Genomic DNA, 20006 nt, shown 5'->3' on the forward strand with positions numbered 1-20006 from the left:
CGGCTCACCGGTAGTTGCGGTGCAGGTTCTCCTTGGTTGAGGCGCCCGGAGAGGCATCGCCGATCCACGGGCCGGTACCTTCGGACTGGTCCAGGATGCCTGCTTCCAACCAGGCGTAGTCGCCGGCGAGCACCTTGCGCGAAAGGTGGTGATCGGCGTCGTCAGTATTCCTCCACAGCTGATCGAAGTATTCGTCCACCCGCACCCGCGCCTGCTCACAGAAGGCCTCAGCCAGCTCGAAGGCGGCAGCGCCTTGTTCGGGGTGCGTCCGCAGCAACATTTCGGCCCGGGAGCAGCAAGCAGCCATGGCGAACAGTTCAGCGCCGATGTCCACGATCCTGCCCAGGAAAGCCTGCTTGTGCTCAAGCTTGGCCTGCCAGCGGCCCATGCCATAGAAAGTTTGCCTGGCAAGCCGCCGCGACGACCTTTCAACGAAGCGCAGTTGCTTGCCCAAGCGTCCGAACTCCGCGTAGGACCGCGGGTCCATGCCTGCTCCCGCAACAAGCTTGGGCAGCCAGCGGGCGTAGAAACCTGAAGCCCCGACGGCGGCCCTCGCCTTGTCCTGCAGGCTCGCATCCGCTGAGGCGAGGTCGCCCGCAGCGGCAAGGTGGGCATCCACGGCCTCGCGGGCAATGAGGAGTTTCATGATTTCGCTGGAGCCCTCGAAGATGCGGTTGATCCGGAGATCGCGGAGGAGTTGCTCGGCCGGTACTGCGCGTTCCCCCCGCGCTTCCAGTGAGTCGGCTGTTTCGAAGCCCCGGCCGCCGCGGATCTGCACGAGTTCGTCCGCGATCCGGCAGCTCAGCTCCGTGGACCACAGTTTGGCCAGCGCGGCTTCGATGCGAACGTCCTTTTGGCCGGCGTCGGCCATTTCGGCGGAGAGTTCGAAAACTGCTTCCAGCGCGAAGGTGGTGGCGGCGATGAAGGCGATCTTTTTGCCCACGGCCTCGTGTTTGCCCACCGGGCGACCCCACTGTGTCCGGGCGTTGGACCATTCGCGGGAAATCTTAAGGCTCCACTTTCCGGCAGCAACGCACAGGCCGGGGATGGAGAGCCGTCCGGTATTAAGGGTAGTGAGGGCGATCTTGAGCCCTTGCCCTTCGCGGCCAAGCCTGTTGGCCGCCGGGACGCGGACCTGGTGGAAGCGCGTCACCCCGTTCTCGATTCCGCGCAGGCCCATGAAGGTATTGCGGTTCTCCACGGTGATACCGGGGGAGTCCATCTCCACAACGAAAGCGGAGATGCCGCCTTTGTGCTCAGTGCCATCAGTATCGGTGTGCGAAGGCACCCTGGCCATGACCACCACGAGTTCAGCGATCACACCGTTGGTGGTCCACAGTTTCACGCCGTCCAAAAGGTAAGAGTCGCCGTCGTCGGACAGTACGGCAGTGGCGCCCATGCGCGCGGGGTCGCTGCCGACGTCGGGCTCTGTCAGGAGGAAAGCGGTGATGGCGCCGGCGGCGCAGCGCGGCAGGTATTCCTGCTTCTGCTCGGAGGTACCGAACTCCTTCACGGGTTCCGGCACGCCGATGGATTGGTGGGCGGAAATCAGTGCTCCGAGGCTGGGATGCACCGAACCCAGCAGGGCCAGGGCGCGACCGTAATAGACCAAGGAGAGGCCCAATCCGCCATATTCACGCGGAATTTTCATGCCGAAAACACCCAGGTCCGCGAGGCCCTTCAGGTATTCGTCCGGGATTTTGGCGTCGCGCTCGATCACGCGGCCGGACATGGTTTCGGCGAATGTCACCAAGCGGTCCATAAACTCTTCGCCCCGCTGAACATCGTCCGGTTTGGCTTGTGGCCATGGGTGAATCAGGCTGAGGTCGAAGCTGCCCAGATAGAGGCCCTTGGCGAAACTGGGCCGGTTCCATTCTGTTTCGCGGGCAGCCTCAGCGACTTCCCGGGCTTCTTCTGCGGTGGCATTGACGCTTGCGGCGGCGAGACTGTTGTCAGTGGCGGACGTCATGGGATAACTCCTCTAGCCGGTGGTGCCGGATGGAGCCAGGGTCCGCCTTGGGTGCGAACCCTTCAGCTGTCCCTCAATGCTACCCGCGAGTAGCTACCTGTGCTAGGGGAAACCTGCGGCTGGAATTCAGCGGGAATTTCCACTTGTCCGGCGTGGTGAACCACGCGGTCCCACGCAAGGTTAATGCCGTGGACAAGACCGCCAAGCACTGCCTTAATGGCGTACCAGGCAATTCCCATTGCTCCAATAAGAATAATTGTTGCCATTGCTGCTGCGGCGATAAATGCCACCAGAATTGCAGCGAAGACCAACGTTCCAATGAATACGTAAGTGGCTGTTTCAAGCGCAGTAAAGTCGAAATTCATGGTTCCCCCCGGGGCGACGGTGCGTGGGTTGACGCGGCGTGGCTGCGTCGATGCTCTGACACTAGGGGCGGGCGTACATTCCGGCCAGAGCAGAAACGCGTCGTGGCAGCGTTGATATGGGATCGAAACCATACCGGACGGTAGGTTACGGAATGGTTGCGACGGGCAAGCTTCAAACGGGCTCGACGGCGGCACCCGCCACCTGCTCCACCGTGGCGGTTCGGCCGGCGCTCCGGCCCGACGGGCGCCCCCCCTCGACGCTCTGCGTTAACCTTGTACGGGGCAGTTTTCGCTGCCAGCCAGGTTTCGCAGCAGCTGAAGGAGAGTAGTTGTCCCGTTCAGCCATGTCCTCCGCCGACGCCATCAGCGCCCGGCTCCGTGACCTCGAACAGTTGACCAAGGGCCCCGCGTGGGCTCTGACGCGGTCCGCGCCATGGGTGATCGCGGTGCTGCAAGCATCGTTTACCCGCACCCGGCCGCAGCTTCCGCTCGAAGAGTTCCATGCCGACGTCGACGCCTTCCTTGAGCAGCTCCGCCGTCAGGACCCGGCGCTGGGCGGCCAGCAGAACGGCAAGCTTTTCGGCGATGAATGGACCCGTAAGCAATTCCTGACGCGGCGCAACCAGGCAGGCCAGATCGTTTACGAAGTCACGGAACCCGCGGCCCGTGTGCTCGCGTTCTTGGACAGCCTCTCCAGCGAGCGGTCCACGTTGAACGGTTCGCGGCTCGGTACGCTGCTGGGCGACGTCGAGAAGCTCGCCAACGAAACCAACCCTGACCAGAGTGCACGATTGGAAGCCCTTGAAGAGGAAATCCAAGAGCGCCAGCAGTTGGTGGAGGACATCAGTTCAGGTGAGTTCGACGGGCTCCTTGATGATGAGGAAGCAGTAGAAGCTGCCGGGAACATCCTGGACCTCGCGGCCAGCTTGCCCGCGGACTACAAGAAAATGCGTGACCGCATCGAAGAACTGGTGGGCGAGCTCCGCAACCAGATCATCGAGGAGTCGCTGAGCAAGGGCGCCACCATGGCCCAGGTTTTGGAGGCGGACAAAAGGCTTCGGCAAAGTCCCGAAGGGCGAACTTTCCGCTCGTTCACTGCCTTCCTGGAGGATCCGCAGCAACAGCTGCGCTTCCGCTCGGCGATCGGCGAGGTGCTGAGCCGGCAATTCGCGGACGACCTCTCCCCTGAGGACCGCGAAACGCTGAAAAACCTGGTGGCTGAACTGCGCACGCAGCACAGCCAGATCCAGCGGATCTACGGAAAGCTCTCTGAAAGCCTGAACACCTACATCCAGAGCGACGACGTGAGGCAGTCCGTCAGCTTGCGGAAGGTGCTGGCCGAGGCCGAGCAAGCCATCCGATCCATGCCCTACGAACGCGACCGTCCCGGCCTGGTTCCGGGCCCCGTCCTGTTCAACGCCGGGTTCGAATCGTTGGCCATGGTCAAACTTTTCGACCCCGACGAATTTGCCGCACCCCCGCGCTTGGCCGATCCCATCGCCTTCAGCGACTCTGACCGGGTGCGGTCAGCGCGCACCGGCAAAGCGCGGCCTGAGCTTGTCCGGGCAGCCATGGCGGGTGCAGCCACACTGGGCGATGCCTGGGAAAACCTGCCCGCCGAAGAACGTCACATCAACACCGTGCGCACCCTGCTGTCCATGGCGCTGCAAACGGGCGCGGCCTTCGACCGGGCCGCCTGGGAACACATCGACTTCGAACAAATCGACGGCAGCATCCGTACCGCTTACCTGCCCGTCGTCTCGCTGAATAAGGACTCTGATGACTGAAGAAATCACGACGACGGACATCACCGAAGCGGACGATGTCACCGAAGAAGTGGCTGAGACCGCTGCTGAAATCACTCATGCGGATCCCTTCAGGGTTACACCGCGGGACACATTCGTGGACGGAGCCGCACTCTTCCCCGGCGACACCGGAGTGCTGCCCATGAAGGTGCGGCATGCGCTGGTGAAATTGCTGAAGGGACCGTACATTGACGGCAGCCGGGACGAGAAACTGTGGACCACGCTGTTGGACAACCAGCTGATCCTGCGCAGCCGCCTCTCGGAGCTGTTCCTCACCCTCCAGCTCGATCACGACCGCAAAATCGCGGTACTCCGACCCGTCGACCCCGAAGTCATCGGCGCCAGTTCCCGCTCCAGCATCCTGCGCCAGCAGCGTGCCCTGAGCCGGGTGGAAACCATCGTCCTGCTGCGCTTGCGCCTGCTGCTGGACCGGCACGTCACAGCCCAGACAGACCCAACCATTACCCGCGAAGAGATCTCGGACCTCGTCGCCAACTACACACCCGCCGGCCAACAAGATGCCCTCCGCGACTCCGACGTAGTCACACGAACCATCACCAAACTCCTGGCCCGCCAACTCATCCTCCCCACCCCGCTGGATGACACATACACCATCAGCAACGCCCTCCCACTGGCCCTCCCCTTCGAAAACATCGGCGACATCCCGGCACAAATCGAGGCCCTGGTAGCGGTCGCGGCCGACGAATCAGGAACAGAGCCCCTCCTGGACCTTGACCCCGACTCCTCCGACTCCGCAGCTGACGACGCGGACGACGATTCCGAAGGTGACGGCCGAGCCGAAGCCGGAGCGATGGATGCCGGACCGGGAGTGGCATCGGGCCTGTCGAAGCCGCGCGTCGAGCTGATCGAAGATCAGTCGCGCGGCGAAGGGGCGGGGCCGGCATTCATCGCGCAGGCGGACGCAACCACCGCTGAAGGGACCACAAAGTGACGATCGCAAGCATGCTCCCCCTCGGCGAGCTCACCAACCCGGGTCAGATGCGTTTGGCCCTCGTGCAGGTGGTCAACTGGGGCACCTTCCATGGAGCCCACACCATGCATGTTGACCGCAAGGGCACGCTCCTCACGGGTAACTCGGGCGTTGGCAAGTCGACTCTCTTTGATGCGATGCTCCGTGTGTTTGATGCCCGTCCTCGCTCGAACGAGGCTGCGGCCCAGCGTTCCGGGGGCGCTGTGGAGGACAGGAGGACCACGTTCACTTACATGCGCGGCAAGGTGGGTGATAAGGCAGTAGGGGATAGCTCAGCCAGTGCCTTCCAGCGCCCAGGTGCCACCTGGTCCGCCGTCGCACTGACGTTTGATAACGCCGCCGGCACAAAGGTGACGGTGTCGGCGCTGTTTGACTTGCCGAAGAACGGTACGGAGTCGAGCGTCGGGCGTTTTTATGTGATCGACAGCAAGCCGTTGGACCTTGAAGCGATCGAGGGCATTGCGCAGAAGCGGTTCACCAAGGGCGCGCTGGAGTCGATCTTCCCGGATGGCCAGGTTTTCGATGTCCACAAGGCGTTCGCCGAACGCTTCCGCAGGCTTCTTGGCATCAACTCGGACCAGGCGCTGCCGCTGCTGCGGGTGATCCAGGCCGGCAAGGGCTTGGGCGGGAGCGTGAATACGTTCTTCCGTGACCAGGTTCTTGATGCGCCGGCCACGTTGGCTGCCGCTGATGATGTGGTGGAGGAATTCAGCAATTTGATGTCCATTCGGCAGCGGCTGGAGGACGTCAGGCAGCAGCGGGACCAGTTGGCTCCCGTGCCGGGGCTGAACAAGGAGTATGCACAGGCGTTGCTGGACGCGAACCGTCTCCGGGAGTTGGCCGGCGAGGAGTTTGAGGCGTACAAGCAGCAGCTCGCGGTCACGGTTCATGCCAAGACGCTGGCCCGTTTCAAGGAGCTGGCTCAGTCCAAGGCTCAGGAACTGGCTGCTGAGCGGACTGTGCGTGACGCTTTGGCCAAGGAGCTCCGTGATCTCGAACTGGATTACAACAACCGTGGCGGCAACGCGATTTCGGCCATTGAGCAGTCATTGGACAATGCCAAGGTTGGACTCAAACTGCGTCAGCAAGTTGAGGATTCAGCCAGGAAGGCGTTGGCCGACGCCGGGCTGAACCTTGAGTGGTCCGCCGAGGGCTGGGATCAGGCGCATGAGCAGGCCGCTGCCCGCTCTGCCGAGTTGAAGGACGATTCCGAGGCGCTCAAGGAGCTTCGTTTTGAGGCCTTCGACGGCCACGCGACTAAGAAGCGTGAGCTTGCCGCGGCTCAGCAAGAGCTGCTTTCCCTGCGGTCGCGCAAGTCGCTGCTGCCGCCGTCGAGCATTGAGAACCGGGCTGCAATCGCAGCGGCAACCGGGGTTCCGGAAGAGCGCATGCCGTTCGGCGGTGAGCTGATCGATCTCGCCGAGGGCCAGGACCAGTGGCGTCCGGCCGCTGAGCGCGCGCTGCGTAACCTGGCCACCACGTTGCTGGTACCGGGAGAGCACTTCGCTGCAGTCACGCGCTATTTGAACGACAACACAGTCCGGGGTGCACTCCGCGCCGTCGATGTATCCAAGCCGCAGGCCGGTGGCGCGCTGGCTGTGGAGGACGTGTCCGACGGCGACCTCTTGACTAAGTTGAGCATCCTCACCTCGGGCGCCAACGCGGACGCCGGGGAATGGATCCGCGAACGGATTGCCCTGGACTTTGCGTACCCATGCGTCGAGAATCCGGACGAGCTTGCGTCAATGGACAAGGGCCTGAGCCTGGGTGGCGTGGTCAAACGCAACCGGCACACCGTGGAGAAGGACGACCGTTTCACGAGCCGGCAGGACTACGTCCTCGGTTTCGACAACGCCTCCAAACTAGAGCTGGTGGCAGCGCGCGTGAGTGAGCTGGAAAACGAGCTGGTGAAGGCCGCGGAACTCGCCCAGAGCCGCGAGGATTCACATCAGGGCATGGCCCGTCAGCTCGAAGCACTACGCCGGGTTGCTGAAGACGAACGGCCGTGGGAGCAGGTGTCCGCGGCCGTCGCTGCGGAAGAACTTGCCAGGATCGAACAGCGACTGGCGGATGCGTTGGCCGCGCAGGCAGACCTGGAGCCGTTGCGTGCCAACATCGAAGGTGTCAGGGAAAAGCACCAGTCCTCCACAGGTACCGCGGCCGTGCTGCAGAGCGAATACAAAGCGCTCGACCACAAGATGACCACGGCTGACAGCCTGCTCGATGCGGCGAGGCTGAAGCTGGAGCAAGCGCCGCCGTCGGCCTCTACCGTCACCGCGTTGGAGCCGTACTTCGAGGGTGTCGCCGATGTCTCCGAGCTGTACGAGCTGGACAACCTGGCCAACAGCGTCCGGAATAAGTTGCTCGACGAACTGCATGCGGCGGAGTCGCGCGGACAGGCCACTGCTGAGCGACTGACCCGCATTTTTGAGGCCTTCGTGCGGGACTGGGGGAGCGCAATCAGCGCGGACCACGGCACCTCGATCGGAGCCGCGGGGGACTTCGAATCCCGGTATCACGCCATTGTCAGCGACGGCCTGCCGGCTCAGGAGGCTGAGTTCCGGCTGTTCTTCAATCAGCGCACGCACGAATCGTTCAGCACACTCCTGCATCTGCTGGATGAGGAACGCCGCAGCATCACCAGCCGCATCCTGCCCCTCAACGGCATCCTGTCGCAGGTCAACTTCCATGAGGGCAGCTTCCTGGAGCTGGACATCAAACAGACGCTTCCAGCAACGGCCAAACAGTTCAAGGATGCGATCCAGAACGCCCTGAAGGCTAAGCACACTCGCCCCTCGCGTGGCGCTGCGGCCGGTGCTGCAGCTGCTTCAGCAACGGAAGTGGACGACGACGCCGAACTCACCGCGCGCTACAAGTCGTTGGAAACCCTGGTTAAGCGGCTGGGATCGCAGACGCCTGAGGATCGGCGCTGGCGGGCGGAGGTCCTGGATGTCCGCGGGCACTTGTTTATTCAGTGCAAGGAGCACCGTGAGGTTTCTTCGAAGTCCGGCAAAGCCGCCGGTGCTGGAAAGTCCGGCAAGAAGAAGACCGAGGTCTTCATGCACGCCGACACGGGTTCCATGTCCGGGGGTGAGCGCCAGCGTTTCACGGCCTTCATCATGGCGGCGGCGCTCAGCTACCAGTTGGGCATTGCCGAACAGGGTTTCACCACGTACGGCACCGTGATGATGGACGAAGCGTTCGTGCTGGCTTCCGAGGAATTCGCGGGTGCGGGCATCAAGGCGCTCCACGAGTTCGGGTTCCAGTTGCTCCTTGCGGCCCCGGAAAACGTCATCGACCTCTCGCGGCACCTCGGCTCCGTCACGGAAATCCTCCGGGACAAGCGCACCAACCGCTCAGGGGTGCTCACCGCTCCCGTCATTGCAGGGCCCGGCGAGCCAGGAGCATGGCGGTCCGAAGCCAACCCGGTGGACATAGTCCTGCGCTGACCGCAACGCGGGGTCAATTGTGGCCCCTTCCGGGAGCCCTAAGGGCCCTAAGTGACCCCGCGTTGCTCTTGGATCTACTTGGCGTCGCCGCGGACGCGATCCAGGAACTGTTCGGTCCTGGTTTCCAGCCCTGCGATTTGCCGAATAACGACGGCGGCCGGGTCCGGGTTGATCTCGTTGGCGGGGGGTTCCTTGCGCACATTGGCGCTGCAGCCGAACTCTGCGCAGATCAGTGTTCCCACCGTGTTACCGTCCTTGCCTGATTGTCCGGCTTTCTTGGCGACCCACAGGTAAACGTCGTCCTTGGAGAAAACGTCGCGGCAGAGTTCGCAGAGGACTACGCGCCTCTTCCCGGACCCACCTTCAGGCGCCCGGAGCATGATTCCGGTGAGCTTTCCCCGGTGCGGAACCACGAGGTATCCGCGCTGGGGCATTTTCTCGTCCCGCCAACCCAGGAATTCCAGGTTGTCCCAGTCGATGGTTTCGAAGTCGCGGGGCAGGTTCAGCCTGGCAGCCTCGGAACGGCTGGCGTTGATGAAGGACGAACGGATCTGTTGGGCAGTGATTTTCTGCATGGCAATGCTTCTTTCGGAAATGGTCGACGTCCGCGCGCTGAAGATGTTCGCGCGGGAAATAGCAGAAGGCGTCGGTCATCGGAAGAAGGGAGGCGCAGCTCTATAGCCCCTACCAGAGGGGTGTGCCTTGAAACCTAGGAAGATGCCGACGTGCGGGGGAGTGCCAAGCAGGCCAAAACGGCCACCTCGCCAACCATGGCTGCAGCAACTGGAACAGTGCGCACGCTCATCCCCTCGTCATCATCTTTGGAAGCGGTAGTCCGCTGCCGCTAATACTTTCAAAACTTTCGGGCAGATGTCCACTGAGAGAGGGATCGATTGAAGGGCTGGGGATGTGAGAGAGCGTGTGATCTGCATCCCATTTCGCTCATGCCTCGGATTACGTGACGCAAACGTTTCTTAATTACCGAGAGGCTAGGCTAGCCTTACTTAGGTTCGCATCACTTACTTAAGGAGTCCCGTGGCTTCCCTTCTTCCACGCCGCGCCCTGCTCAAAACAGCAGGAACCGCGACGGCCGCCCTGGCCGCCGTCGCTCTTTCCCTCACCGGCTGCTCCACTGGTCCGGCAACGTCCTCTCCGGCAACCGAGCAGGCAGCATCGGCAGCTTTCCCGGTGACCATCAAGAACGTCTTTGGTGAGACCATCATCAAGGAACAGCCCAAGCGTGTAGTCACCGTCTCGTGGGTCAATGACGACGTCGCGATCGCCCTCGGTGTAGTCCCGGTTGGCGTTCCGAAGAACGAGTGGGGCAACAACGAGCAAGGCTCAACTCCTTGGAAGGACGCAGCGCTGGAGAAGCTTGGCGCCGGCTTCGGCACCGACAAGGCTCCGGTCCAGTTCTCAGAGGCTGACGGCATCAACTTCACCGAGATCGCCAAGCTCAGCCCGGACGTTATCCTGGCTGCGTACTCGGGCCTGGAAGAGGCTGACTACAAGAAGCTCAGCGAAATCGCCCCTGTTGTGGCCCAGCCGGAGCTCGCCTACGGCACCCCGTGGCAGGAAAGCACCACGCTGATCGGCAAGGCGCTGGGCAAGGAAGCCGAAGCCAAGAAGCTGATCGAGGACACCGAAGCCACCGTCAAGGACAAGGTTTCCAAGTTCCCGCAGATCAAGGACAAGACTTTTATCTACGGCAACCTCGAGCCGGCCAAGGGTGACGGAGCCAACGTCTACACCGCTATCGACAACCGCCCCCGCTTCCTCTCCGAAATCGGCATGAAGCTGGCTCCTGTGGTCACCGAGAACACCAAGACCTCCACGGAGTTCTTCATCCCGTGGTCCGCTGAAAAGGCCAACGAGCTCGAGTCCGACATCTTCGTGACCTGGGTTCCGGATGCCAGCACAGCAGAAGCCATCAAGGCTGACCCGCTGCTCGGCCAGATTCCGGCCATCAAGAAGGGCGCTCTGGTTGCCGATTCGGACAACACCCTGACGCTGTCCATCTCCGCCTCTTCACCGCTGAGCCTGCCGTGGGCGCTGGACACGTTCCTGCCGCAGCTGGGTAAAGCAGCAGACGCAGCGGGCAAGTAACTGCAATGAAACTGAGTACGACGACGGCAGTCCAGGGGCGGGGCAACGGCACTTTGGTGTCGGCTGGCCGGGGAGGCATCACCCCTGAAACTGCAGGAACCGGAGGGGGAACCGGCTCCCGCAGCACTGCAGGCAAGCGCTCCGCTTGGTTGCTGGTGGCCGTCGTCGTACTCACCGCGGTGTGCGCTGCATCCTTGGCGATCGGTGCCCGCGGGCTTCCCCTTAATACGGTGTGGGAAGCACTCACCAACTTCAATCCGGCGGACGGCAACCATGCTGTGGTCATCGCCCGGATTCCCCGTACCGTGCTGGGTCTGCTTGCCGGAGCCGCGCTTGGCTTGGCCGGCGCCGCCATGCAAGGTGTAGCCCGCAACCCGCTGGCCGATCCCGGGATCCTGGGCCTCAACGCCGGAGCAGCTCTCGCTGTGGTTGTAGGAATCTACGTTTTCGGCATCGGTTCGCTGTCCGGCTACATCTGGTTCGCCTTCATCGGCGCCGCAGCGGCCGCCGTCGTGGTTTATGCCATCGCCTCCATAGGGCGCGACGGTGCGACGCCGGTCAAGCTCGCCCTCGCGGGTGCCGCCCTGAGCGCCGGACTGTTCTCCCTGATGAACGTCATCCTTGTTTCCAGCCAGGACACTTTTGATCGCTTCCGTTTCTGGCAGGTGGGCACCATTGGTGGCCGAGACTGGTCTGTCCTTCTTCCGGCGCTGCCGTTCCTTGCAGTCGGGGCGTTGATTGTCCTGGCCGGTGGTCGCATCCTGAACAGCCTGGCCCTCGGCGACGACATTGCCCGCGGCCTTGGCCAGAACGTCACGCTGGCCCGCAGCATCACCGGGCTGGGCATCGTCCTGCTTTGCGGATCCGCTACGGCAGTAGCTGGCCCCATTGCTTTCCTCGGCCTGGTCATACCCCATGCAGTCCGCTCTCTGACCGGGCCGGACTACCGGTGGATCCTGCCGTTTTCCGCAGTTGCGGCCCCTATCCTGCTGATCAGCGCCGACATCATCGGCCGCGTGGTCCTTCTCCCCGGTGAAGTCCCCGCAGGAATCATGACGGCCATCATCGGCGCCCCCGTCTTCGTTTGGCTCATCCGCCGCGGCAAGGGGGCCGGGCTATGACAACCGTTCACAAACTCCCCACCGAGTTGGCACTTAATGCCAATGATTCCCACAAACATGGGCATCATCTGCCACTTCGGCGAGTACTGAGCCGCACGTTCTTCCTCGGGCTGGCAGTCATCGCCATGTTCGCCGTGTACGTGCTCCTGGGCAGCTACACAGTGACCATCCCGGACTTCTTCACGATCGTCATCAACCACCTGACCGGCGGCGAGAAGATCCCCGGTGCCAGCTTCATCGTGATGGAACACAAACTTCCCCGCGCCGTGGTGGGAACCATGATCGGGATCGCGTTCGGCTTGGCCGGCGCACTGTTCCAGACCATGCTGCGCAACCCCCTCGCCAGCCCCGACATCATTGGGATCAGCTACGGTGCCAGTGCGGCAGCTGTAACGGCAATCGTGATTTTCGGCGCTTCAGGAGCCGTGGTTTCCGGCGCTGCCCTTGGTGGCGCACTCGGCGTCGCGGCCATCATCTACGCAATCTCCCGCGGTGGTTCCGGCGCGGGCGGTGGCAGCCGCGGCAACGCTGCAGGCAACCGCCTCATCCTTGCCGGCGTTGGCATCGCCGCTGCACTTCACGCTGTAGTCAACTTCCTCATGACCCGGGCCGACATCCGTACCGCCGCCGACGCCCTCATCTGGCTCAACGGTTCCCTGAACTCAGCCACGTGGGACCGCGCCGGCGTCCTCGCGGTCTCCTTGCTGATCCTGATCCCGGCTGTCATTGCCCTTGCCGGCCCGTTGCGCATCCTCGAACTCGGCGATGACGCCGCTGCCGGCCTGGGGATCAAGGTCAGCGCCGCCCGGCTGGGACTGGTGCTGACCGCCGTCGGGCTTGCCGCCGTCGCAACTGCCGCTGCCGGTCCGGTGGCCTTCGTCGCTTTCCTCGCCGGGCCGATCGCCCGCCGCCTCGTCCGTAAGCCCAGCCTCCCGGCGTCGGCCCTCACCGGTGCCCTGATTGTGTTGCTCGCAGACTTCTTCGCTTCCAACATCGCCCCCGTCATCCTGGACGGAACCGTCCTTCCGGTCGGCGTCATTACCGGCGCCCTCGGTGCCCCCTTCCTGCTGTGGCTGCTGGTCACGTCGAACCGAAAGGAGGCCTGACATGGCCATCCTTAATGCCAAGGACCTCACGCTCCAGTACGAGGCACGCAAGGTGGTGGAAGGACTCACCACCGAGATTCCCGAAGGCAAAGTGACCATGATCGTGGGCGCCAACGCCTGCGGGAAGTCCACCCTCCTGCGTGGCTTGTCGCGCCTCCTCAAGCCGGCCGGGGGCGCCGTGACCTTGGACGGCAAGGACATCCACACCCGTCCCGCCCGCGAACTGGCGCGCACCCTTGGCCTGCTCCCGCAGCACCCCACCGCTCCCGACGGCATCACCGTCAGGGACCTCGTGGGCCGCGGGCGTTACCCTCACCAAGGCTTCTTCCGCAGCTGGAGCGCCGGGGACGACGCCGCGGTGGGGGGGGGGGTGCCCCCCCCCCCCCGCCACCGACACGCTTGGACTGGCCGAACGCAGCATCGACGAACTGTCCGGCGGGCAACGCCAGCGCGTCTGGATCGCCATGGCCCTCGCGCAGGAAACCGAAGTCCTGCTGCTGGACGAGCCCACCACCTACCTTGACCTCGCACACCAGGTTGAAGTCCTGGACCTCATCACGGACCTCAACCGCAGCCGCGGCACTACCGTGGCGATCGTGCTCCACGACCTCAATCTCGCAGCGCGCTACGCCGATCACGTCATCGCCATGAAGGGCGGGTGCATCGTGGCCGAAGGGCCGGCGCCGGTGGTCGTGACGGAAGAACTGGTCTTCAACGTTTTCGGCCTGGAATCCCGAGTAGTCCCGGACCCCATCTCAGGCACACCGCTGATCGTCCCCATCGGACGCCACCACGCACGCCCCGCTTCAACCAACGAACTGGAGATCGCCTCATGAGTGCACAACCGACACAGGCAAAAGCAAGTGCCGCCGTGGAGCCCATGACCCTCGCCTTCGACGTCACCGTGACGGCCGTGCAGGAGCTCAGCCCCAACTTCCGCCGCATCACGTTTGGCGGCTACTCACTGCGCGACTTCGGTGTTGCTGGGGACACCCTGGACCTCCGCGTGAAGCTGATGATCCCGTCCTTCGATGCCTCCGGTCAGCAGATTCCGCTGCCTCCCTTCAAGATGGAGGAGGCCGGCTGGTATCAGGAATGGTTGGCCATGGACCCCTCTGTCCGCGGTGACATGCGCACTTACACCGTCCGGTCCGAACGCCTCGACGCCGTGTATCCGGAGATCGACATTGACTTCGTCATGCACTTCGACGACGCCGGCCACGGTGGACCCGCTGCCAACTGGGCTGTTGCCGCGAAGCCAGGGGATGCCATCACCATCATTGGCCCCAACAACCGTGCAGCGCAGTGCACCACTGCCGGCGCCTACGGTGGCATCGAATGGCGCCCGGGCCTGGCTCAGCGCGTGCTCCTGGCCGGCGACGAAACAGCTGTCCCCGCCATCAGCGCCATCCTCGAAAGCCTGCCCGCCGACATGACCGGCCACGCCTTCCTCGAAGTACCCGAAGCGGGAGACTTCCAGGACATCTCCACCGAAGCCGACATCGAAATCACCTGGCTCGCGCGCGGTGCAGCCATCGGACGCTCACGTCCCCACGGCGAACTGCTCAAAGAAGCCGTTGCCAAGGCTGTTCCCGTCCCGGGCTGGGTAGGCATCAAGGGTGCCGGCACCGCCGCCGGACCCGAGCCGGAAGACGTCAACGTGGACCAGGACATCCTCTGGGAAACCCCGCAGCGCATGGACACGGCAGCAATCGAAGCCACCAAAAATCCCACTCTTCCCGCCGGTGCCCTGCCGTTCTATGCATGGATCGCAGGGGAAGCGTTCGTGATCAAGGAAATGCGGCGCTACCTGGTGCGCGACGTCGGCATTGACCGGAAGCAGGTTGCTTTCATGGGCTACTGGCGCCGCGGCAAAGCCGAGGGCTAAGCCCCACCTTCCGACGCTCTCTCACTTCCCTTGGGCTTGAGGCCGACGCTCTTTCACTTCCCTCGGGCTTGTTCACTTTGGGTTGGCTCGGGCTTAACCGGGGGCGGGTAGCGTCGGCTGCGTGCGGGAGGAATTCGGGGACGGGAAGAAAGTTCGACGGCGGTATGTCGCCATCGGGGATTCCTTCACCGAAGGTGTGGGGGACCCGAGCAAGGTCCTGCCCAACGGGGTCCGGGGATGGGCCGACCGGGTTGCCGAGAAGTTGGCCAAGGCTCAGCCGGGCTGGGAGTACGCCAACCTGGCCGTGCGCAGTAAGAGGCTCCGGCACATCATCGATGAACAACTCGAGCCGGCGCTGGCCATGGAGCCAACCCTGGTGACGCTCTATGCAGGCGGCAACGACATCCTCGATTTCGGCACGGACATGGATGCGCTTCTCAACGACTACGAGCTACTCGTCGCACGCCTCAGCGAAACCGGCGCCACGTTGGTCCTGTTTACCGGCTTCGACGTGAAGGTCTCGGCCGTCCTGGAGCCCTTCAAGAAACGCAACACCCTTTACAACCAGAGGGTTCGCGACATCGCCGCCAAATATGGCGCGGTCCTGGTGGACTACTGGTGCTTCGACGCTTACAAGGACTCCCGGATGTGGGCGCCGGACCGGCTCCATATGTCCAAGGCGGGCCACAAGTACCTGGCCGCCCAGGTTTTGGATCACCTCAATGTCCCGCACAAGATCTCCCCGAAAGAATGGGATCCGCCCACCCGCATGTCCATGCGCGAGTGGGAGCGCCGGCAGCGCCGCTGGGTCAACGACTGGGTGGTCCCGCTGTTCGGTCGCAAACTACGCGGAGTCACGCTGGGGGATTCCATCAGCCCACGCTGGCCGGAGCCCGTTAAGGTTCCGCGGAAGGGTGGCCTGAAAAAGCTCATAGAAGACCGGGAGGCTGCACAATGATTGGACCAGCACAATGAAAGATCAGATCCGGTTTGTGGCGCTCGGCGATTCCTTTACTGAGGGCGTCGGTGACAACGATCTCAGGCTCCCCAACAACTGCCGGGGTTGGGCGGACCGGGTAGCTGAGGAACTGGCAAGGCAGGACCCAAGGGTGCAATACGCCAACCTGGCCATCCGTGGGCGGCGCCTCCAACGGATCATCGACGAACAAATAGAGCCCGCCCTCGCCATGAATCCCACGATGGTCAGCTTCTACGCCGGCGGGAATGACCTCCTCATGGCGCGGCTCAACATGGCCAAGCTCATCAGGGACTACGAGGACGCGGTCAAAAGGATCAAGGGCAGCGGAGCCACGGTCCTGCTCTTCACCGGTTACAACGTCCCCTTGTCGCCCCTGCTCGAACCGCTCAAATTGCGCACGGCCATCTACAACCGCCACATTCGGCGTATCGCGGCGAAGTACCGGACGCTCCTGGTGGACTACTGGTGTTTCGAGAAGTTTCAGGACCCGCGGATGTGGGCCCCGGACCGCCTCCACATGTCCACTCCAGGCCACAGCTACATGGCCAAGAAAGTCCTTGAAGTCCTTGGGGCCCCGCACTCGCTCCAATCACCAACGCTCGCTGCCCCGCGTCCGCGGACCCTCACCGAGAACATCCTCGACGACGCCGCCTGGCTGAGGCGCGACGTCGGGCCTTGGCTTTCGCGGCGGTTCCGCGGCGTATCCAGCGGTGACCGCCTGGGGGCGAGATGGCCGGAACTGATGCCGGTGGTACTGCCCGAGCGTCTGGGTACTGCGAAAGCGCAGAAGAGTCAGTTGTCCAGCAGGTTTTCGTAACCGTCAGCCACGCTGGTGGCAGTGAATTCGATGATCTCGAATTCGGCCACCCCGTTGCTGTAGAAGGGGTCCTTTGCAAGGGACGCATCCAGAGTCGCCCTGTCCACCTTGGAGAGCAGAACACCGCCGGTGGCCGGGACGCGACGTCCGGACGCCAGGAAAATACCGGCGTCGAACGCTTCCTTAAGCCAAGCCATATGGCCCGGGCGGTGGAAGTCGACAATTTCGTCGGGAACTTTGTAGGTCAAGGAGACGACAAACATGCCGCCAGCCTATCGCCTGAGCCGCTTTCGGGACCTAAGGAAGTAGCGAATTCTCATAAGATGTAGGCATGACTCAACCCCGCTGGCTGAACGCCGACGAACGCCGTGCTTGGCTGGCCCTGCTGAGCATCAATACCTTGCTGCCCTCGGCTTTGGACACCCAGCTCCAGTCGGCCGGAAAGCTGTCCCTGTTCGATTACAACGTGCTCGCAATGCTCTCCGAAACCGATGGCAGATATCTGCCCATGAGTGAACTCGCCGCGCGCACAAGTGCCTCCTTGTCGCGCCTTTCGCACGTGGTCACCAAGCTGCAGAAACGCGGCTGGGTGGAACGGCAGGCGCACCCCGGAGACGCCCGCGTCACTGTAGCGCACCTGACCGACGCCGGCATGTCCACCATCGTTTCCCTCGCCCCGGGACATGTGGAATCCGTGCGCACGTTGATGCTGGATTCGCTGAGCCCGGAGGATGTCTCAGACCTTGCGCGCATCGGCGAGAAGATTGTTGCCCGTTTGGACAACAATCATTGGATCCTGCGTGATTCCTAGCTATCGCGCTGCGGTTTTTGTGGCCTTGAGCGTTGAAGTGGGAGACTGACGGCATGGATTTTTCTGCCCGTTACGTTGCCTTGGGGGACTCGTTCACTGAGGGTGTTGGAGACGACGATCCCGGCCGACCCAACGGTGTTCGCGGCTGGGCTGACGTCGTCGCCGGACAGCTCGCCCACAGCAATCCGGACTTCGGCTACGCCAACTTGGCAATTCGCGGCCGGAAGCTCCGGCAAATCATGGCCGAGCAGGTTGATGCCGCCATCGCCATGAAGCCCACGTTGGTGACGTTGTACGCCGGGGCAAACGACATTTTGAGGCCCAAGATCGATATTGATTCGCTTTTGGAGGAGTACGACGCCGGTATCGCCAAGTTGAGCGCGTCGGGCGCCACCGTGGTCCTCTTCACGGGCTTTGATGCCAAGGGTTCCAAGGTTTTCAGCGCCATGCGTGGCCGCACCGCGATCTACAACGAGCTGGTGCGCGAAATCGCGGAAAACCACGGCGCCCTTCTGGTGGATTACTGGCGGTTCGACGAATACGACGACTGGCGACTCTGGGGCGAGGACCGGATGCATATGTCTACAGCCGGCCACGTCAACATGGCAAAGCGCGTCCTGGATGTCCTCGAACACGAGCACGTCATCGACGTTCCCGAACTGGCGCCGGTTCGTCTGATGAATCGTGTCGAGGCACTGAAAGCCAACGCTCGATGGTTCCGTGAATCCGCTGCCCCATGGGTTGCCCGTCGTGTGCGGGGAGTCTCTTCCGGTGACGGTTTGAGCCCGAAATACCCGGAATTGATCCGGCCCCTCTAGTTCGCTGTGGTGGTCGACCCGCCAGGGTTGAGCCGGGTGTTAAAGGCAGGGGTGCGCAGGGCTTATGATGCCGGATTGGTCTTAATTTGGCCTGACCCGTAGAATAGTTAGGCGCTAGGTAGTGCGGATCGTGTGCAATTGCTCCGGTTGGTGGTGACTGTCGGTTTTACCGACGTCCCGGTGGCCGGTAGTTAGGGGCTCAAGTTGCGTGCATTCCTGTATTCGCCCGGTATCCTAGGAGCTGTTCCAGTGATTTTCACTGCCGGTCCTGAGGCCGACCTTCTTCGCCGCACTTGCTGCGGAAACTACCGAAATGGTCTGGACCCGGATGCGGACGCTGCCTGTCGCACGGTAACGCAGGAACATCTGCACGCCGTTACATTCAATCTTTGGAGGAGAGTCATGGCAGCACACTGCCAAGTGACCGGAGCCGAGCCGGGCTTTGGACACAGCATTTCGCACTCGCACCGTCGCAACAAGCGTCGGTTCGACCCGAACATTCAGAAGAAGCGCTACTGGGTTCCGTCCCTGCGCCGTAACGTCACGCTGACCCTGTCAGCCCGTGGCATCAAGACAATCGACGTACGCGGCATCGACTCAGTCGTCGCCGACATCCTGGCACGAGGAGTAAAGCTCTAATGGCAAAGGACAAGGACGTACGTCCGATCATCAAGCTGAAGTCCACCGCGGGCACCGGTTACACCTACGTAACCCGCAAGAACCGTCGTAACGATCCTGACCGCCTGGTCTTGAAGAAGTACGACCCCAAGATCCGCCAGCACGTCGAATTCCGAGAGGAGCGCTAAACACATGGCAAAGAAGTCAAAGATTGCTCGCAACGAGCAGCGCAAGGTCATTGTTGAGCGTTACGCCGCAAAGCGTCTCGAACTGAAGAAGACCCTGGTTGACCCCAACGCGACTGACGAAGCACGCGAAGCTGCACGCCTCGGCCTGCAGAAGCTGCCCCGCAACGCCTCCCCGATCCGTCTGCGTAACCGCGACCAGATCGACGGCCGTCCCCGCGGCACGCTCCAGAAGTTCGGTATCTCCCGTGTTCGCTTCCGCGACATGGCCCACCGTGGTGAGCTCCCGGGCATCACCAAGTCTTCCTGGTAATCACGAAGCTCTGAAAGGGCCGGCAACCGTTATGGTTGCCGGCCCTTTCTGCGTTTAAGCGCGGTTACTGGAGTGTGCCTGCGGTCATCCTCGGCGCGCTCGCTCCTTCGTCGCTTAGACGCGCGCTGCCGGATGGCCGCCGCCCCTGTGGACGCTCTTTCACTTCCCTCGGGTTTGGGGCGGGACGCTCTTTCACTTCCCTCGGGTTTGGGCCCATCGCTCTCTCACTTGGAATGTTCGACGGCGGTAGTCGCGGAGGGCGCGGGGCTGTGGGTTGGTGGCGTGGATGGCTTTGTGACGGGCTTCACTTGGAATGATTTCGACGGGTTCTGCTTGGTTTGAAGCATTGGTGGGGTTGTTTTCCTTGTGTTTTCGGGGGTTTTGGGTGGTGTTGGGGTGGATTTGTGCCGCGGCCCGTGGGCGTGTAATGTCTTCTGAGTCGCCGCGAGTGAGACAGCCTGGAGCTGAGAACCGCGGAGGCCAACCCCCTTGATAACAGCCTGAAAAATGGTGCGCTTCTTAGCGTGCCTGAGTCGGGTGGGGCCGGAACCTGGATCGAAAATCGCGGAAACGCTGATTTGCCAAGATCCGCTGGTTCGGGTAAGTTTGAAAAGTTGCTCCGGAGCGATCCTGGCCCCTTGTGGGGGGTTTGGTGGTGCCGGGTG

The 20006-nt window shown here is 62.7% G+C and carries 18 protein-coding genes and 1 pseudogene; 15 read left to right on the forward strand and 4 right to left on the reverse strand.

Features of this window, described 5'->3' with window-relative positions; genetic code table 11:
• Window positions 1-4 precede the first annotated feature (4 nt).
• Together ACLRGI_RS11765 and ACLRGI_RS11770 are read right to left on the reverse strand one after the other, a co-directional pair.
• A complete protein-coding gene (locus ACLRGI_RS11765) occupies window positions 5-1969 on the reverse strand; it encodes an acyl-CoA dehydrogenase family protein (RefSeq protein WP_419201832.1) in 1965 nt (654 codons plus the stop codon).
• 62 nt (window positions 1970-2031) lie between these two features.
• On the reverse strand, window positions 2032-2334 hold the full coding sequence (locus ACLRGI_RS11770) for a hypothetical protein (RefSeq protein WP_419201833.1): 303 nt from the start codon (window positions 2332-2334) through the stop codon (window positions 2032-2034).
• A 329-nt stretch (window positions 2335-2663) separates the two neighbouring features.
• On the opposite strand from ACLRGI_RS11770, the gene ACLRGI_RS11775 reads away from it, so the two are divergent.
• From ACLRGI_RS11775 to ACLRGI_RS11785, 3 genes are read left to right on the forward strand one after another with little or no spacing between them, the layout of a single operon-like run.
• Complete coding sequence (locus tag ACLRGI_RS11775) at window positions 2664-4121, forward strand: DUF3375 family protein (RefSeq protein ID WP_419201834.1); 1458 nt, start codon at window positions 2664-2666, stop codon at window positions 4119-4121.
• Window positions 4114-5091, forward strand: coding sequence for a DUF4194 domain-containing protein (locus ACLRGI_RS11780; protein WP_419201835.1), 978 nt, complete (start codon window positions 4114-4116; stop codon window positions 5089-5091). The genes ACLRGI_RS11775 and ACLRGI_RS11780 overlap by 8 nt, the downstream gene beginning before the upstream one ends.
• Window positions 5088-8579 carry an ATP-binding protein gene (locus ACLRGI_RS11785; protein ID WP_419201836.1) on the forward strand — a complete coding sequence of 1164 codons (3492 nt, stop codon included), beginning with the start codon at window positions 5088-5090 and terminating at the stop codon, window positions 8577-8579. The genes ACLRGI_RS11780 and ACLRGI_RS11785 overlap by 4 nt, the downstream gene beginning before the upstream one ends.
• 74 nt (window positions 8580-8653) lie before the next feature.
• On the opposite strand, the gene ACLRGI_RS11790 is transcribed toward ACLRGI_RS11785, so the two are convergent.
• Window positions 8654-9154 (reverse strand): FBP domain-containing protein, encoded by a 501-nt coding sequence (locus ACLRGI_RS11790; protein WP_419201837.1) that lies wholly within the window; start codon window positions 9152-9154, stop codon window positions 8654-8656.
• 460 nt (window positions 9155-9614) lie between these two features.
• Here ACLRGI_RS11790 and ACLRGI_RS11795 point away from each other — a divergent pair, with 460 nt between their 5' ends.
• The 7 genes and pseudogenes from ACLRGI_RS11795 to ACLRGI_RS11825 all read left to right on the forward strand — a co-directional run bounded on the left by ACLRGI_RS11795 (window position 9615) and on the right by ACLRGI_RS11825 (window position 16596).
• Entirely contained in the window at window positions 9615-10685 is a 1071-nt protein-coding gene (locus ACLRGI_RS11795) for an iron-siderophore ABC transporter substrate-binding protein (protein WP_419201838.1), read from the forward strand.
• A gap of 5 nt (window positions 10686-10690) precedes the next feature.
• Window positions 10691-11806: a FecCD family ABC transporter permease gene (locus ACLRGI_RS11800; RefSeq protein WP_419201839.1), complete on the forward strand. Its 1116-nt coding sequence runs from the start codon at window positions 10691-10693 to the stop codon at window positions 11804-11806.
• On the forward strand, window positions 11803-12912 hold the full coding sequence (locus tag ACLRGI_RS11805) for a FecCD family ABC transporter permease (protein WP_419201840.1): 1110 nt from the start codon (window positions 11803-11805) through the stop codon (window positions 12910-12912). Before ACLRGI_RS11800 ends, ACLRGI_RS11805 begins: the two co-directional genes overlap by 4 nt.
• Before the next feature lies 1 nt (window position 12913).
• Window positions 12914-13748: pseudogene (locus tag ACLRGI_RS11810) on the forward strand (ABC transporter ATP-binding protein).
• The gene (locus ACLRGI_RS11815) at window positions 13745-14800 is read left to right on the forward strand and encodes a siderophore-interacting protein (protein WP_419201841.1); all 1056 of its coding nucleotides are present in this window, start codon (window positions 13745-13747) and stop codon (window positions 14798-14800) included. The pseudogene ACLRGI_RS11810 and the gene ACLRGI_RS11815 overlap by 4 nt, the downstream one beginning before the upstream one ends.
• Window positions 14801-14921: 121 nt before the next feature.
• Entirely contained in the window at window positions 14922-15758 is an 837-nt protein-coding gene (locus ACLRGI_RS11820) for an SGNH/GDSL hydrolase family protein (RefSeq protein ID WP_419201842.1), read from the forward strand.
• 13 nt (window positions 15759-15771) lie between these two features.
• Entirely contained in the window at window positions 15772-16596 is an 825-nt protein-coding gene (locus ACLRGI_RS11825; RefSeq protein WP_419201843.1) for an SGNH/GDSL hydrolase family protein, read from the forward strand.
• Here the strand turns inward: ACLRGI_RS11825 and ACLRGI_RS11830 are convergent.
• Entirely contained in the window at window positions 16572-16859 is a 288-nt protein-coding gene (locus ACLRGI_RS11830; RefSeq protein WP_419201844.1) for a YciI family protein, read from the reverse strand. The two genes, ACLRGI_RS11825 and ACLRGI_RS11830, sit on opposite strands and share 25 nt — an antisense overlap.
• 68 nt (window positions 16860-16927) lie before the next feature.
• Between ACLRGI_RS11830 and ACLRGI_RS11835 the strand changes: the two genes are divergently transcribed.
• From ACLRGI_RS11835 to rpsN, 5 genes are all read left to right on the forward strand, one after another.
• The gene (locus ACLRGI_RS11835) at window positions 16928-17407 is read left to right on the forward strand and encodes a MarR family winged helix-turn-helix transcriptional regulator (protein WP_419201845.1); all 480 of its coding nucleotides are present in this window, start codon (window positions 16928-16930) and stop codon (window positions 17405-17407) included.
• A 53-nt stretch (window positions 17408-17460) separates the two neighbouring features.
• Window positions 17461-18225 (forward strand): SGNH/GDSL hydrolase family protein, encoded by a 765-nt coding sequence (locus ACLRGI_RS11840; RefSeq protein ID WP_419201846.1) that lies wholly within the window; start codon window positions 17461-17463, stop codon window positions 18223-18225.
• Window positions 18226-18627: 402 nt separating this feature from the next.
• Entirely contained in the window at window positions 18628-18864 is a 237-nt protein-coding gene (rpmB, locus tag ACLRGI_RS11845; protein ID WP_011776361.1) for a 50S ribosomal protein L28, read from the forward strand.
• The gene (rpmG, locus tag ACLRGI_RS11850) at window positions 18864-19031 is read left to right on the forward strand and encodes a 50S ribosomal protein L33 (protein ID WP_003798558.1); all 168 of its coding nucleotides are present in this window, start codon (window positions 18864-18866) and stop codon (window positions 19029-19031) included. The genes rpmB and rpmG overlap by 1 nt, the downstream gene beginning before the upstream one ends.
• A gap of 4 nt (window positions 19032-19035) precedes the next feature.
• The gene (rpsN, locus tag ACLRGI_RS11855; protein ID WP_011776360.1) at window positions 19036-19341 is read left to right on the forward strand and encodes a 30S ribosomal protein S14; all 306 of its coding nucleotides are present in this window, start codon (window positions 19036-19038) and stop codon (window positions 19339-19341) included.
• The last annotated feature ends 665 nt before the right edge of the window (window positions 19342-20006 follow it).

Origin of the sequence: Paenarthrobacter sp. PPS72 (assembly GCF_048537125.1) — a bacterium.
In the GTDB taxonomy this organism is placed as follows: Bacteria; Actinomycetota; Actinomycetes; order Actinomycetales; family Micrococcaceae; genus Arthrobacter; species Arthrobacter nitroguajacolicus_E.

Coding starts and splice junctions, on each gene's coding strand:
- ACLRGI_RS11800 (WP_419201839.1), top strand. CDS start 10,691: ATGAAACTGAGTACGACGACGGCAGTCCAGGGGCGGGGCAACGGCACT.
- ACLRGI_RS11835 (WP_419201845.1), top strand. CDS start 16,928: ATGACTCAACCCCGCTGGCTGAACGCCGACGAACGCCGTGCTTGGCTG.
- rpsN (WP_011776360.1), top strand. CDS start 19,036: ATGGCAAAGAAGTCAAAGATTGCTCGCAACGAGCAGCGCAAGGTCATT.
- ACLRGI_RS11765 (WP_419201832.1), bottom strand. CDS start 1,969: ATGACGTCCGCCACTGACAACAGTCTCGCCGCCGCAAGCGTCAATGCC.
- ACLRGI_RS11805 (WP_419201840.1), top strand. CDS start 11,803: ATGACAACCGTTCACAAACTCCCCACCGAGTTGGCACTTAATGCCAAT.
- rpmG (WP_003798558.1), top strand. CDS start 18,864: ATGGCAAAGGACAAGGACGTACGTCCGATCATCAAGCTGAAGTCCACC.
- ACLRGI_RS11840 (WP_419201846.1), top strand. CDS start 17,461: ATGGATTTTTCTGCCCGTTACGTTGCCTTGGGGGACTCGTTCACTGAG.
- ACLRGI_RS11780 (WP_419201835.1), top strand. CDS start 4,114: ATGACTGAAGAAATCACGACGACGGACATCACCGAAGCGGACGATGTC.
- ACLRGI_RS11830 (WP_419201844.1), bottom strand. CDS start 16,859: ATGTTTGTCGTCTCCTTGACCTACAAAGTTCCCGACGAAATTGTCGAC.
- ACLRGI_RS11825 (WP_419201843.1), top strand. CDS start 15,772: ATGAAAGATCAGATCCGGTTTGTGGCGCTCGGCGATTCCTTTACTGAG.
- ACLRGI_RS11815 (WP_419201841.1), top strand. CDS start 13,745: ATGAGTGCACAACCGACACAGGCAAAAGCAAGTGCCGCCGTGGAGCCC.
- ACLRGI_RS11770 (WP_419201833.1), bottom strand. CDS start 2,334: ATGAATTTCGACTTTACTGCGCTTGAAACAGCCACTTACGTATTCATT.
- ACLRGI_RS11790 (WP_419201837.1), bottom strand. CDS start 9,154: ATGCAGAAAATCACTGCCCAACAGATCCGTTCGTCCTTCATCAACGCC.
- rpmB (WP_011776361.1), top strand. CDS start 18,628: ATGGCAGCACACTGCCAAGTGACCGGAGCCGAGCCGGGCTTTGGACAC.